The 12,414-nt window shown below is 70.5% G+C and carries 13 protein-coding genes; 9 read left to right on the top strand and 4 right to left on the bottom strand.

Annotated elements, in window-relative coordinates; genetic code table 11:
• The first annotated feature begins 119 nt into the window (after positions 1 to 119).
• From ACX80J_RS10035 to ACX80J_RS10020, 4 genes are read left to right on the top strand one after another with little or no spacing between them, the layout of a single operon-like run.
• Positions 120 to 2,933, top strand: a complete 2,814-nt coding sequence (locus ACX80J_RS10035) for a bifunctional acetate--CoA ligase family protein/GNAT family N-acetyltransferase (protein ID WP_459347654.1) — start codon at positions 120 to 122, stop codon at positions 2,931 to 2,933.
• Positions 2,934 to 2,980: 47 nt separating this feature from the next.
• On the top strand, positions 2,981 to 3,652 hold the full coding sequence (locus ACX80J_RS10030) for a DUF5998 family protein (protein ID WP_301228376.1): 672 nt from the start codon (positions 2,981 to 2,983) through the stop codon (positions 3,650 to 3,652).
• Between the two features lie 6 nt (positions 3,653 to 3,658).
• On the top strand, positions 3,659 to 4,864 hold the full coding sequence (locus ACX80J_RS10025; RefSeq protein WP_459347653.1) for an alkaline phosphatase family protein: 1,206 nt from the start codon (positions 3,659 to 3,661) through the stop codon (positions 4,862 to 4,864).
• Complete coding sequence (locus ACX80J_RS10020) at positions 4,857 to 5,642, top strand: thymidine kinase (RefSeq protein WP_459344678.1); 786 nt, start codon at positions 4,857 to 4,859, stop codon at positions 5,640 to 5,642. The genes ACX80J_RS10025 and ACX80J_RS10020 overlap by 8 nt, the downstream gene beginning before the upstream one ends.
• Before the next feature lie 220 nt (positions 5,643 to 5,862).
• Here ACX80J_RS10020 and sepH read toward each other — a convergent pair whose 3' ends face one another.
• A complete protein-coding gene (gene sepH / locus ACX80J_RS10015; RefSeq protein WP_459347652.1) occupies positions 5,863 to 7,278 on the bottom strand; it encodes a septation protein SepH in 1,416 nt (471 codons plus the stop codon).
• A 212-nt stretch (positions 7,279 to 7,490) separates the two neighbouring features.
• Here sepH and ACX80J_RS10010 point away from each other — a divergent pair, with 212 nt between their 5' ends.
• Positions 7,491 to 7,790 carry a DUF4193 domain-containing protein gene (locus tag ACX80J_RS10010; protein WP_459347651.1) on the top strand — a complete coding sequence of 100 codons (300 nt, stop codon included), beginning with the start codon at positions 7,491 to 7,493 and terminating at the stop codon, positions 7,788 to 7,790.
• A 56-nt stretch (positions 7,791 to 7,846) separates the two neighbouring features.
• Here ACX80J_RS10010 and ACX80J_RS10005 read toward each other — a convergent pair whose 3' ends face one another.
• Positions 7,847 to 8,323, bottom strand: coding sequence for a DUF3093 domain-containing protein (locus ACX80J_RS10005; RefSeq protein ID WP_459344675.1), 477 nt, complete (start codon positions 8,321 to 8,323; stop codon positions 7,847 to 7,849).
• Between the two features lie 143 nt (positions 8,324 to 8,466).
• On the opposite strand from ACX80J_RS10005, the gene dut reads away from it, so the two are divergent.
• The 4 genes from dut to ACX80J_RS09985 all read left to right on the top strand — a co-directional run bounded on the left by dut (position 8,467) and on the right by ACX80J_RS09985 (position 11,021).
• On the top strand, positions 8,467 to 8,964 hold the full coding sequence (gene dut, locus ACX80J_RS10000) for a dUTP diphosphatase (RefSeq protein WP_459344674.1): 498 nt from the start codon (positions 8,467 to 8,469) through the stop codon (positions 8,962 to 8,964).
• 94 nt (positions 8,965 to 9,058) lie between these two features.
• Entirely contained in the window at positions 9,059 to 9,892 is an 834-nt protein-coding gene (locus ACX80J_RS09995; RefSeq protein WP_459347650.1) for a DUF3710 domain-containing protein, read from the top strand.
• A gap of 6 nt (positions 9,893 to 9,898) precedes the next feature.
• Entirely contained in the window at positions 9,899 to 10,264 is a 366-nt protein-coding gene (locus ACX80J_RS09990; RefSeq protein WP_459347649.1) for a hypothetical protein, read from the top strand.
• A complete protein-coding gene (locus ACX80J_RS09985; protein ID WP_459347648.1) occupies positions 10,203 to 11,021 on the top strand; it encodes a DUF3159 domain-containing protein in 819 nt (272 codons plus the stop codon). Before ACX80J_RS09990 ends, ACX80J_RS09985 begins: the two co-directional genes overlap by 62 nt.
• Here the strand turns inward: ACX80J_RS09985 and ACX80J_RS09980 are convergent.
• Together ACX80J_RS09980 and ACX80J_RS09975 are read right to left on the bottom strand one after the other, a co-directional pair.
• The gene (locus ACX80J_RS09980; RefSeq protein ID WP_459344670.1) at positions 11,018 to 11,695 is read right to left on the bottom strand and encodes a potassium channel family protein; all 678 of its coding nucleotides are present in this window, start codon (positions 11,693 to 11,695) and stop codon (positions 11,018 to 11,020) included. The two genes, ACX80J_RS09985 and ACX80J_RS09980, sit on opposite strands and share 4 nt — an antisense overlap.
• A complete protein-coding gene (locus ACX80J_RS09975; RefSeq protein ID WP_459344669.1) occupies positions 11,692 to 12,366 on the bottom strand; it encodes a potassium channel family protein in 675 nt (224 codons plus the stop codon). The genes ACX80J_RS09980 and ACX80J_RS09975 overlap by 4 nt, the downstream gene beginning before the upstream one ends.
• Between the last annotated feature and the right edge of the window lie 48 nt (positions 12,367 to 12,414).

Raw genomic sequence — 12,414 nt, 5'->3', positions numbered from 1 at the left:
GGCGGTTCCTCAACAACTCGGGTGTGCGAAATCGGTGGTCGGCGGGCATCCGTGGTCCGGGGAGGCGGTTCCGGCAGCGGTCCGGCCCACGCCCGGGGGATGCCGACTACCCTGAGTCTATGGTGGCGGACGGACAATACCCGGAATATTGGGAAGCTGATGTCGTCCTGCGCGACGGCGGGACGGCGCACCTGCGGCCCATCATGCCGTCCGACGCGGACGCGGTGCAGGCGTTCCACGTCCGCCAGTCCAAGAATTCGATCTACCTCCGGTTCTTCACGTACAAGGCCTCGCTGAGCGACAAGGAGCTCAAGCGCTTCACCGAGGTGGACCACCGGGATCGCGTGGCCTTCGTCATCACCCGCGGCGCCGACATCATCGGCATCGGCCGGTACGACCGCCTCGACGACCCGCTCGAGGCGGAGGTGGCCTTCAACGTCTCGGACTACCACCAGGGCCGCGGGGTCGGTTCCATCCTGCTCGAGCACCTGGCGGCCGCCGCCCGCGAGAACGGCATCCGGCGCTTCGCGGCGGAGGTCCTCCCTGAGAACCGCAAGATGATCACCGTGTTCGCCGAAGCGGGGTACGAGGTGCAGCGGCATTTCGACGACGGCGTCGTCATGCTCAGCTTCGACATCGACCCCACCCGGAAGTCGCAGGCCGTCATGGAGGCCCGCGAGCACCGCGCCGAGGCGAGGAGCATGGCTGAGCTCCTGACGCCGTCGTCGGTCGCGGTGATCGGCGCGAGCCGCGAGGAGGGCACGGTCGGGTATGCCCTGCTCGAGCACGTGATCGACGGCGGGTTCACCGGGAGGGTCTACGCGGTCAATCCCGAAGCCTTCGAGTTGCACGGCATGGTCTCCCACGCCTCGGTCGCCGAGGTGCCGGAGCCCGTGGACCTGGCGGTCATCGCCGTGCCGCACGAGCAGGTGGACGCCGTCGTGGACGAATGCGCCCGCGCCGGGGTCCGTGGCCTGCTCGTGGCGACGGCCGGTTATGCGGACGACGACGACGGGCTCACCCGCCAGCGCGCTCTCGTGCACAAGGCCAGGGCCCACGGCATGCGCGTGGTCGGCCCGGCCTCCCTGGGGCTCGTCAACACCGATCCCGAGGTTCAGCTCAACGCCTCGATGGCCCCTGACCTCCCGCAGCGCGGCGCCCTCTCGCTGTTCAGCCAGTCCGCGGGCCTCGGCGTCCTCCTGTACGCCAGCGCGCGGCGACGGGGGCTCGGGGTGTCCTCGGTGATCTCCGCGGGGAACCGCGCCGATGTGTCCGGCAACGACGCCATGCAGTTCTGGGAGGACGATCCGAGCACGCGCGCCGTCGGTCTGTACTTCGAGTCGATCGGCAACCCGAGGAAGTTCTCCCGCATCGCCCGCCGCCTCGCGAGGACCAAACCCGTCATCGTGGCGAAGTCGGACGTCACGGGACTGCAGCTTCCGCCGGGACACGCCGTGCGGACCTCCCAGGCCCCGGCGGGCGCGCTCGACTCGATGCTGCGGCAGTCGGGGGTGATGCGGGTCGAGACGACGGAACAGCTGATGGACATCGCACAGATCGTCGCGAGCCAGCCGCTGCCCCGGGGATCCGGCGTAGCCGTCTTCAGCAACTCCTCGGCCCTCGGCAAGGTGGTCGCGGACGGCGTCGTGTCGCAGGGGATGACGGTCGCGCGGCTGGAGGCCGGACTGCAGCTCGACACCGGGCAGTCCGTCGCGCTGCCCGCCCTGGCCTCGGCGGTGGCCGAGGCCCTGCGTGAGGAGTCCGTCCACGCGGCGATCGTCACCACGCTCCCTGCCCGCGGCCTCACCGCGGACGCCGTCGCGGCCCGGCTGCAGCAGTGCGCCGAGGACGCCGGGAAACCGGTCATCGCCTCCTTCACCGGCATCCTCGACGCGCGCCTGCAGCTCGACGGATTGGTTCCGGCGGCACCGTTGGCCTCGCAGGCACTCGCGGACCGGGCGGCGGACGACGGAGCCGAGCCGGTTCGGGTACCCCTCGAGGGCGCCGGATCCCCGCCCGCGCAGGGTCCCGGCGCCGCCGCTGCGGTGGAGGCCGCTCCGCTGCCCCTGCAGCGCGGACTGCCGTGCTTCCCCAGCCCCGGGGCCGCCCTGGCCGCGCTCGGCGCCGTCGTGCGGTACTCGCTGTGGCGCTCCCGCGACCACGGCGAGTTCCTGGACCCGGACGGCGTCGACGTCGACGAGGCCACGAGCGTCCTGGCCGGCGTCCGGGCCCGGGTCGCCGACGTCGAGCTCACGCGCCTTTCCCCCGACGAGTGCGCAGCCCTCCTGGGTGCCTACGGCATCGGGCTGCTGCCGTCGGCACGGTTCGCATCCGCCGACGAAGCGGTGGAGGCAGCGGACCGCCTCGGCTGGCCAGTGGCACTCAAGACGATGGACGAGCACCTCAGGCACCGACTCGACCTCGGAGGGGTGCGGCTTGCCATCGACGACGCCGAGTCCCTGCGGCGCACCATCACCCAGATGGAGAGGGCCCTCGCGCCCTTCGGCCGGTTCGGTATGGAGGTGCAGTCGATGGCGCCTTCCGGCCAGGCATGCAGCCTCCGCGCCATCGAGGACCCGCTCATGGGTCCGGTGGTGTCCTTCGGGCTGGCCGGCGACGCCGTCAACCTGCTGGACGACTGGGCCCACGCCGTGCCTCCGCTCAGCACGGGGGACATCGCGGATCTCGTCCGGGCACCCCGGGCGTCCCGCAAGCTCTTCGGCTACCAGGGGCTGCCGCCCGCCGACGTCGCCGCGATCGAGGACCTCGTGGCGCGCGTCGCCCTGATGAAGGACAACCACCCCGAGATCGCGCTGCTCGACCTCAACCCGGTCCTCGTCGCGACGACGGGCCTCTCGGTACTGAGCGCCACGATCGACGTCGGCAACCCCCAGCGGCGCACCGACAGCGCACGCCGCGCCATGCGCGACTGACGTCCGCGGGTTAGGCACAACACGGCCCGGTGGGGGAAACTGGGGGCATGACCCCATCGCTTTCCGCCCCATGGCGTGACCTCGATGCATCGCTCGAGCGGGCAGGATTCTACCCACGGCTCGTCGCCGACGTCGTCCACGACGCCCTCGACGGGCGCGAGCCGCTGTCCCACGTCGCCCACCTGGAGACGCACTTCGAACGCACCGAGGTGCACCGGCACATCACCGTGCTCGTACTCACCGAGGACATGCTGGTCATCACGCACGTGGACGACCAGCAGCTCGACGACGCGGGCGAGCAGGTCATGGCGCAGGTCTCGACCGAGTCCGTTCCCGTCAGCCAGATCCGCTCGGTCGTGCTCAGCTACCTGTACGCACAGCCGCAGGACTACAAGCCCAGCGACCAGGTCCGCGAGATGACGCTCGCCATCGCCTGGTCGGGCGGGCAACGCCTCGACATCGGTCCTGCCAGCTGCGGCGACCCCCAGTGCGACGCCGACCACGGGTTCACCGGGACGGTCGCCCAGGAGGACATCGTCCTGCGCGTCAGCGCCGAAGCCGACGGCGTCCAGGCGGTGCAGAACGCCAAGGGGTTCGCGCGGGCGCTGCGGAAGGTCAACACGGCGAGCCCGGTCGCCGGAGGGTATATCGCGGCGCCCGACGCCGTGCGGCGCCAGCCCGGCTTCGGCGGCCGGTTCAACCGGGCTCACCAGCGGTAGCGGTTGATGCCTCTCCCGCATCGAGAGCCCCTGCCCTCGCCCCCCGCCTACGGCGCCTCCACCCTGGCCGAGGTCATGACCAGTGCCGCCGCGGCACTCGGCGTCGACGGTTTTCGCAACGCGCTCGCGCTGCCCCCCTCGAAGCGGATCGCCGTCGTCATGGTGGACGGTCTCGGCATGGCGCTGCTCAGGAAGTACGCGGCCCACGCGCCCTTCCTGCGCGAGAGCCTGGACTCCGCGCGCGTGCTCTCCTCCGCGTTCCCGTCCACCACGGCCGCGTCGCTCGCCAGCCTGGGCACGGGCCTGCCCCCGGGGCAGCACGGCCTGGTGGGGTACGACGTCCTCGACCCCGCGCAGGGGAGGGTGGTCAACATGCTCGGGGGCTGGGACGACGGCGTCGACCCCCGTGTCTGGCAACCCCACGCCACCGTCTTCGAACGGGTGTCGGCGCACCTGCCGGTCGTGACGGTCAGCCAGCCCCGCTTCGCCGACTCACCCATGACGCGGGCGGCACTGCGTGGCGGGACGTTCGTCGGAGCCGACACCATCCACGCACGGATCGACGCGGCCGCGGAACACCTGGCGAAGGCGCCGAGCACGCTCATGTACTTCTACCTGAACGACCTGGACAAGGCTGGCCACCGGCACGGCGTGGACTCCCGGGAGTGGCTGCGGAGGCTGGAGGACCTGGATGCCGCGCTGAAGCTCCTCGCCCGCCGGGTGCCGCCCGACACGCTGCTGCTCCTGACCGCCGACCACGGGATGGTGGACGTCCCTCCGTCCCAGCGCATCGATTATTCGGAGCGTCCGGAGCTGGTCGAGGGCGTGGCCCACACGGGCGGCGAGGCCCGCATGCTCCACCTCTACCTCGACCCCGCGCTCACCGGCAGGAACCGCGCCGCGATGGCACTGCGGTGGCACGAGGCCTTCGGTTCCCGCGCGTGGGTGCTGACCCGGGACGAGGCCATCGAAGGGGGATACTTCGGCGCCGTGGCGAAGTCCGTGGTGCCGCGCATCGGGGATCTCCTCGTCCTGGCACGCGAGGGCATCGCCCTCATCGACGGGCGACGCGTGCAGCCTGCGGCGTTCGAGATGGTGGGGCAGCACGGCTCGCTGACGCGGGCGGAGCGCGAGATCCCGCTGGTGACACTGAAGAAACCTGCCGGCGGCGGTTCGCGCCGGGGGAGTAGCAAGGGGGCCGGCCGTGGCTGAGCTGTTGTTCTTCTCGGGCACCATGGACTGCGGGAAATCGACGCTCGCGCTCCAGATGGACCACAACCACAAGGCGCGCGGACGGCGGGGGGTGCTGTTCAGTTCCCATGACCGTGCCGGCGAATCGATGATCTCGAGCCGCCTCGGCCTGCAGGTGCCGGCCGTGGAGGTCTTCCCGGAGACCGACTTCTGGGTCGAGCTGACCCTGCGGCAGACCATGGGGGCGCGGATCGACTACGTGATCTGCGACGAGGCCCAGTTCTACACGGTGGACCAGATCGACCAGCTCGCGCGCGTCGTCGACGAGATGGACATCGACGTCTTCAGCTTCGGCATCACGTCGGATTTCCGCACGCGCCTCTTCCCGGGTTCGCAGCGGCTCATCGAGCTCGCGGACCGCGTCCAGGTCCTGCAGGTCGAGGCGCTGTGCTGGTGCGGCAAGCGCGCCACGCACAACGCACGCACGGTCGACGGCGTCATGGTGGTCGAGGGCGACCAGATGGTCGTAGGGGATGTCGACCAGCCCCTCGACCAGGCCCTCGACCAGCCCCTCGACATGGACGGAGGGCCCGCGAGGGGACAGGAGCCGGGTGCGAGCCCGGCTCCGACCGTCGGCTACGAGACCCTCTGCCGGCGGCACCACATGCGCCGGCAGACGTCACGGACGTCGCCGTCGCTCTTCTCCAACGAGGTGCCGCTGCCCTTCGAGGAGAGGCCGGCCGGTCAGCACGGGACCAGGGGCCAGCTGCAGGGTGCGGAGCCCGGCGCCCGCTCCTGAGCTCCGCCCACCAGGGGGCACGGTCGTCAGGCGACGCGGGACATCAGGTAGCTCGGGACATCAGGCGGCGCAGGACATCAGGGGACATCAGGTGGCGCGGGACATCAGGGGACATCAGGTGGCGCGGGACATCAGGGGACATCAGGTGGCGCGGGACATCGCGTAGCGCCGGCGTCCGTTAGGGTAGCTCCGCCGTGGCGCCGGGCAGGTCCGTTGCCCGCTACTCGCCCTTGCGTCCGAAGACGATGTCGTCCCAGCTGGGGACGCTGGACCGCTTCGGCTTGACGCGGCGCTCCGGGCTCGCCTCTGCGCCCTTGCCGGTCTCCGTGCCGGAATCACCGCCCGTATCCTTGCCGGAGTTCCTGCCCGCTGGGCGGCTCCCGCCGGCGGATACCCCGCCACCGGACATCCCGCCGCCGGACATCCCGCCGCCGGACATCCCGCCGCCGGCCCCTCCGTCGGCTCCTTGTCGTGCTGCCGCAGGGGGCTGCAGCCTGCGGGCGGGCTGCGCGAAGATGCTGATCTCGCGCGTCTCCGTGCTGACACCGTCATACAGCCTCGGCGTGCCGTCGTCATGGAGCGTGGGGTCGGAGGCAGCGCCCTCGAGCACGTCGCCATCGTCTCCAGCGTTGACCACGCCGTCGTCGTTACCGCTGTCATTGCCGCTGTCGTCGTCCCTGCCGGCCGCCGACGACGGGGCGAGCGCCAGACCCTGGACCGCGTCGTCCTGGTCCTCCGCTCCGTCCTGGCCTGTGCCGTCCTCGTCCCGAGGGTGCGCGGCAGGGATCCCGCCCCGCGACAACAGCGCAGCAAGGGCGTCGTCGCCTTCCTCGTCGGCGCCCAGGCGCTGCCCGCGCCGCGACCGGAGGACGTCCAGCAGGCCGTCCTGGTCGGCAGGAGTCCCGTCCGGCGTCTCGTCCGCCTTCTCCGCCTCGAAATCGAAGACGCGGTCGGCCACCGCGCTGAGCCGGCGGGACGGCAGGGGGGTGTCGAGCGGCTCGAGCTCACTGAGCACCTGCGCCCACCGGTTGCCGTTGGTGACGGTCTTGCGGGTCGGGTTGTAGGTCCACTGGGCGGGTGGCTGCTCGCCCAGATCCACCTTGGAGCCCTCGGGGAGGTCGAAGGACGCCTCGACGTGCCATGAGCCGTCAGGACGGCGCCACGAGTCCCACTCGAGGGATCCGAGGTCCACCCCGTAGCTCTGCACCCGGAACGCGACCATGTCCCCGAGCAGGGCGGGGCTGTCACCGAAGGCGGATCGGTAGCCGTCGTGGCTCGGTAGCGGCGACGCCACCTCGACGCGCTGCGCGAGGTAGGCCACGTAATCGCGCTCGGCGCGGACCGGACCCTCGTAGCGCTGCACGTGCGCCAGGTCGAGGCCGGACTCGGCGGCGACCTGTTCCGCCGTCGCGCCGGAGCGGATGCGTGCCTGGATGTCCCGGGGCGTCAAGTGGACCGGAGGTTTCGGGGGTTTCCGGCGAGGTTCCTCCGGGACTGCGGGGGACGGCGCTTCCGGGCCGGCCGGGGTGCTCGCGGCCCGCAGCTCGTCGTCGATGGGCAGCCGGTAGGACGCGCCCTGCTCGCCGCTCAACAGCAGATGCTCGCCATCCACACCCACCAGGCGTAACTCCTGCATCTATTCCTCCAGCCGACAATGATTCCTAGGTGAAACTCTGCCACTGAATGGCAGCCATTCCTACTACGAGGGAAGGTGTGGCGGCCGTCGCCGTGGCAGCGGGCACAAATTCCGGGCTCCCGGCGTTATGGGAGCCGTGGAGGTACGTTGCAGGATGGCCCCACATGTGGCCGAATGGATGGCCGGAGATCAGGGAGTGGAAGAGAACAGGTATGGCGACAGACTACGACGCGCCGCACACGACGGCGGGTGACGAGGGCGACACCCAGCTCGACGAGTTCAAGGGGCACCTTCCGGTCCTCCGGACGGCACTGATCGACGAGGACGAACTGGCAGCGGCTGACTCGTTCGACCTGCCGGGGGCGGATCTTTCCAGCGAGGAGATCTCGGTGGAGATCCTGGCGGCGCAGGCGGACGAGTTCACCTGCGCCTCGTGCTTCCTCGTACGCCACCGCTCACAGATCGCGCTGAACAGGGGCGGGCAGCTGTATTGCATGGACTGCGAAGGCTGAGGGCCGCGCCCCGTGCCGCCCGGTAGGGGGCGCCGGGGCGGAACGCCCGCGAGGCGTCAGGCCGCGAGTGCTGCCGCGAGCCGCTCGGGGTGTCGTGACGAGACCAGCCAGTAGGGCGTGCGGTCTTCCGGGTCCGTGACCTCGATGCGGACCACGGGTGAGATCCAGCCGCGGATGCAGAGGTACGCGAGGCCGTTCAGGCCCGGGCCGCGCTGCTGGGTGGCATCCTCCCCGGTGAACCATTCGACGGACCCCAGGTACGTCCGTTCGATCGTCGCGCGGCCCACGGTCAGCGTTGCCGCGGTCACCGCGATGCGCGGCGTGGACAGGACCAGCAGCGTGAAGACGATCACCGCGACGACGGCGGCTGCCCCGTACCCGACGGCCATCGAGATCGGCGCGAACATCACGATCACGGCGGAGGAGAAGCCCGCCGCGATGAGCCAGACCCAGAACGACGGCCAGAGGCGCTCCTCGTACAGGACGGCCTGGTCGGGTGTGTTCTGGGGGGCTTCCCCTGGAGCGCTGGACATGGAACCAGCATTCCACCATTTGCGGACCGTCTCATCCCGGCGGGGGCCGGAAGGGGCCGGTCGAGGTCGGGCGGGACTGTCAGGTAGGCCTCGGGCAAAGGCGCTAAAGTGGGGGGCTGGTAACCGGATAGCTTGCGTGGGAGATGCGGTCAATGGGTACACAGCAGGACCTCCCGGTCCAGATCTTGATGCTCGACGACGGTCTCGAGCCGCCCGCCTATGCCACCGAGGGTGACGCCGGCGCGGACCTGCGGACCGCCGTCGACCTCGTCCTCGAGCCCGGCGAGCGGGCACTCGTGCCCACCGGAGTGGCGATGGCCCTGCCGCACGGCTATGTGGGCCTGGTCCATCCGCGATCCGGTCTCGCCGCGCGCCACGGCGTGACGATCGTCAATGCGCCGGGTACCGTCGACGCCGGCTACCGGGGCGAGATCAAGGTATGCCTCCTCAACACGGACCGGCATGAGGCCGTCACGTTCGCGCGGGGTGACCGGATCGCGCAGCTGGTCATCCAGCGCGTGGAGCGCGCCGCATTCGCCGTGGTGGACGACCTGCCCGAGAGCGTCCGGGGTACGGGCGGTTTCGGCTCGACCGGTGGGTTCGGCCCGCTCGATGCCACACCCGCGGTTGCCGGCGGCTGACCCGCCCGGCGCCGCACGGCACCACACCACTTTCCCCTCAGGGATCGCAGAAACGTCAGATACCTCGGACATGCCAGAAGGAAAGGGACCCGCCATGGCTTTTGGGCGCCTCAGGAAGAAGAAGCAGGACGACGCCGACGCGTCGGTGCAGCAGGAACCGGACGAAGCGGCAGGACCGGTCGACGAAGCCGTCGAATCCCCGGGCACGCCGGCTTCCGCCGACGCGGTGGCCGGTGGCCCTGCAGCGGACAGCGTCGGAGAGGCTCCGGCCGTACCGTCCGGCCACGTGTCCAGCACCGACTACGACCGGGCCGGACTGGGACCGTTCGACGTGTCGGAGAAGGACACCGACTCCGGTTACATCGATCTGGGAGCCCTCCGTATCCACGCCGCCGAGGGGCTCCAGCTGCGCCTCGAGGTCGAGGAACGCAGCAAGCGTGTCATCGCCGTGACCCTGGATCTCGGCGGTTCCACGCTGCAGCTCCAGGCCTTCGCTGCGCCGAAGACCGAAGGGCTCTGGGACGAGATCAGGGAGCAGATCGGCGCCTCCGTGGGGTCGCAGGGCGGAACGGTCGAGGAGCGCCCGGGTCGCCTCGGCACCGAACTCCTCGCCAAGCTGCCCGCACAGACGCCCGACGGCCAGGCCGGGTTCCGAGTAGCCCGTTTCGTGGGGGTCAACGGACCGCGGTGGTTCCTCCGCGGCGTCTTCGGCGGCCCGGCCGCCCTGGAGCAGGGCGCTGCGGCGGACGTCGAGAAGCTCTTCCGCAGCGTCGTCGTCGTCCGCGGCGACCACCCCCTCCCGCCGCGCGAACTGCTGCCGCTCCGGTTGCCGAAGGATGCGACCGCCGGCACGCCCTCCGCTCCCGCTCCCGTTCGTCCGGACCTGAACCCGCTGGAGCGCGGTCCCGAGATCACCGAGACCCGCTAGTCCGCCATGCCCGCCCGGCAGTACGCACCAGGTTCTGCCGACCCCTCGGGGCCGGTGGGCCGGCCCGCACCCGAGGCAGCTGCCGGACTGGCTGCCGCACTGCCCGAGCGCGGCAGGATCAAGGCGCGCGGCGTCATCGACAGGATCACCATCGCGCCCGTGACGTCCTCGCCGTCGTTCACCGTCCTCGCGAGGATCGACTGGAACGGTGCGGAGGAGAACGTGCGCATCGTCTGGATGGGCCAGCGCCGCGTCCCCGGCATCGAAGCCGGGGTCTCCCTGCGGTTCGAGGGCATGCTGAGCCGGGTCGATGGCACGCCCACCGTCTACAACCCCCGCTACGAGATCATCGGCCGCCCCGAGGAGTACTAATGAGGAACCCGACATGAGCCACCCGGCGAACGATCCCGGTGCCCGCCCCGAGCCCGAGGACGGCGTCGGCCGCCCGGCCGCCGGCAAGGCGGCCCCGACGGCGGCGGACCTGGCGACGCAGTACGCTGCGAAGTCCGGTGTGCGGCGCAACGATGCCGGCCAGATCGACGTCCTGTCCTCGATCGGCGGCGTGCAGGGACTGGCGGAGAGCATCGCGCCCGGGCTCGTCTTCACGATCCTCTTCACCATCACCACGGACCTTCCGGTGTCACTCGTGGCGGCGCTGGCGGTGTCCGCAGTCTTCACCGTCATCCGGCTCGTCTCACGGACGCCGGTCACCCAGGCCCTCGCCGGGCTCGTGGGCGTCGCCTTCTGCGCCTTCGTCGCCCTGCGGACGGGGAACGCCGAGGACTTCTTCCTCCCCGGTTTCTTCATCAACGGTGGCTACATCATCGCGATGGCCGCATCGGTGGTCTTCCGCTGGCCCTTCGCCGGGCTGCTCTTCGGCTTCCTCCGGAACGAGGGCATCGAATGGCGCAGGGACGCTGCCCGCGTCCGCGCGTACTCGATCGCCACCTGGATCATCGTCTCGGTGCTGGCCCTGCGACTCGTGGTGCAGGTACCCCTCTACCTCATGGAGAACGTCGCGGCCCTCGGCTCGACGCGCGTGGCCATGGGGCTGCCGCTCTACGCGCTCGGTATGTGGCTCGCGTGGATCGTCTCGCGCCCGCCCGTCTCCCCGGCCACCGGCTCCTAGCGTCCGGTGCCGTCGTTGCGGGCCGACAGTGCGACCCGCAGTTCGTCCTCGGCCGCGATCGCCGCGAGGAAGAACATCTCGTCGCCGCCTTCGACGACGTCGTCGGGACTCGGCGTGATGGGGGAGTCGTCCCGGAGCACGGCCACCACCGCACAGTCCTCGGGCAGGCGGATCGCGCCGATCGTCCCGCCGACGAGGGGGGAATCCTGCGGCACGGTGAACTCGACGATCGAGGAGACCCCCGTCTGCAGCGTCAGCAGGCGCACCAGGTCGCCGATCTCCACGGCTTCCTCCACGAGGGCCGTCATGAGCCGCGGCGTGTTGACGGCGACGTCCACGCCCCAGGAGTCGTCGAACATCCAGTCGTTCTTCGGATTGTTGACGCGACCGACGGTGCGGCCCACGCCGAACTCGCTCTTGGCGAGGAGTGAGACCACGAGGTTCACCTTGTCGTCGCCCGTCGCCGACACCACCACATCGGCCTCGTCCAGGCGCGCGTCCTTGAGCGTCGTGAGTTCGCACGCATCGCCGATCAGCCACTTGGCTCCCTTGAGCCCGCTGCGCCCGATCACCTCGGGCTTCTCGTCGATGAGCAGGATCTCGTGCTTGTTGCCGAGCAGTTCCCGTGCGATCGAGGAGCCCACGCTCCCGGCGCCGGCGATGACAACCCTCATTGGACTTCCTCTTTCGGTGCGGCGGCAAGGATGCGCCCGATCTCGTCGGTCGCCGTCGTCTTCATCATGGCGTGCAGGATATCCCCCTGCTGGTAGCTCGTCTCCGCCGTCGGCAGGATGCCCTCGCCGAAGCGGGTGATGTACGCGATCCGGACGCCGCTCGCGGCCTCGATACTCCTGAGGGACCTGCCGAGCCAGGCGTCGCTCAGTGCCAGTTCACCGAGGATGAGCCGCCCCGAGGTCTCGCGGAAGTCGCCGTTGATGGCCTGCTCGGGCAGGATCCTGCGCAGCACCTGGTCGGCGCTCCAGCGCACCGCCGCAACGGTGGGGATGCCGAGCCGCTGGTAGATCTCGGCGCGTCCCGGGTCGTAGATGCGCGCGACGACGTGGGGTACGTGGAAGGTCTCCCGGGCGACGCGGGTTGCGAGGATGTTGGAGTTGTCCCCGCTCGAGACCGCGGCGAAGGCGTAGGCGTTCTCGATCTCCGCGTACTTGAGCGTCTCGCGGTCGAAGCCCACTCCGGTGACCTTGCGTCCGCCGAAGGAGGAACGCAGGCGGCGGAAGGCACGGTCGTCCTGATCGATGATCGCCACCGAGTGGCCGGAATCGTCGAGCGTGTGCGCGAGGCTGACCCCCACCCTGCCGCATCCCATGATCACAAAATGAGCCACCGAGGGCACCCCTGATTCCTGCTGTAGATCCTGCTGTCCCGAGCCGTA

This window comes from Arthrobacter rhamnosi, from assembly GCF_054510975.1.
The sequence above is the reverse complement of the archived record's forward strand: the minus strand, read 5'-3'. Positions and strand labels throughout refer to the sequence as shown.